Genomic DNA, 1,449 nt, shown 5'->3' with positions numbered 1-1,449 from the left:
CCTGATCGCCGCGCGTGCTTCCGCCTGGAACATCAGCGCCGGGAAGGTCGCCGTGCCCATACCCCAGCCGACCAGAAGGCCGGCATCGTCGCGCATCTGCCGCGGCTGCAGCGAACGCTTCGCCCAGCCGAAGCGCGCCGCGCCCTGCTCGTAACAGGCGCGTAGCGCTTTTGACGAGAACGGCTTGCCGCTGATCGGCTCGCGCTCGGCGTAGTTCTTGAGGCGGAAGGCGAGCGGGTCCATGCCGCAGGCCCAGGCCATCTCGTCGATCGCGCTCTCCAGCGCAATCGAACCGGTCGCCTCGCCAGGCGCGCGCATGAACAGTGGCGTGCCGGTGTTGACACGTACGGCGTCATGCGAGGTGCGGATCGCCGGCGCCGCATAGAGCGTGTGCGAGGCATCGGCCGCGGGCTCGTAGAAATCATCGAACGTGCTCGACACGGTCCGCGCATGGTGATCGAGCGCGGTCAGACGTCCCTCGCCATCCGCGCCGATGCGCAGGCGCTGGCGGGTCGGGGCACGGTGACCGACCGGCCCATACATCTGCTCACGGCGCAGCACCAGCTTGACCGGCCTGCCCACCAGCTTGGCAGCCATGATGCCGAGGACCGGCGGACCGCCCATGAGCCCCTTCGAGCCGAAGCCGCCGCCGAGGAAGGGACTGCGGATGTGGATCTTGTCGTGCGCGATGCCGAACAGCTCGGCAATGCGCGCGAGCGACAGCATCAGACCTTGGGTCGGCATGTCCACGGACAGCCTGTCGCCATCCCAGTGAACCACGATCGCATGCGGCTCCATCGCGTTGTGATATTGAGGCGGTGTCTCGTAGATCGCATCGATCCGCTTCTCGGCCGAAGCAAGGCCCGCCTCGACATCGCCGCGATGATTTTCGGTAGGGTTGCCGACGCCGACAACGGGCGGCACGAAGCTTTCGCCGGCGTCGAGCCCGACCAGCGGAGGCAGCGTTTCGTAGCGCGGTGCCAGCAGCACCGCACCTTCCGTCGCCGCCTCCAGCGTTTCCGCGATCACGACCGCGATGGGCTGGTTGGCATAACGGACTTCGTGGCTCTGCAACGCCTCCATCCGGAACACGAACGGATTGGTCTTGATCTCCGGATCGATCGCGAGCTGCGGCTTGTGATCCGGCGTCATCACGTCCACGACGCCGGGATGCCGCTTGGCGGCGGCGACATCGAGCGAGGTCACGCGGCCACGCGCGATGCTGGAAACGGCGATCACCGCGAACAGCATGCCGGGCGGATGATTGTCGGCGGCATAGGTCGCCTGCCCCGTGACCTTGAGGACGCCGTCACGGCGGGTCAGCGGCTGGCCGATGTTCGAGCCGTGGCGCAGATGGGCGGGTGCGCTGGTGAGATTGAGCTCAGGCATGGATGGCTCCGGACGTCGAGGCAAAGGGAGAGGCCGGCAGCGCCGGCAGGCGCGCCGGCG

1 protein-coding gene is annotated in these 1,449 nt (G+C 67.8%); it reads right to left on the bottom strand.

The features are described 5' to 3' along the window. The coding region (locus MOV74_RS38070) for a xanthine dehydrogenase family protein molybdopterin-binding subunit (protein ID WP_246932641.1) at positions 1-1,389 on the bottom strand (1,389 nt) is incomplete at its 3' end. Positions 1,390-1,449: the final 60 nt, after the last annotated feature.

It is taken from the genome of Bradyrhizobium sp. SHOUNA76 (assembly GCF_023006445.1).
Lineage (GTDB): Bacteria > Pseudomonadota > Alphaproteobacteria > Rhizobiales > Xanthobacteraceae > Bradyrhizobium.
This window is presented reverse-complemented; position numbering and strand designations above follow the sequence as displayed.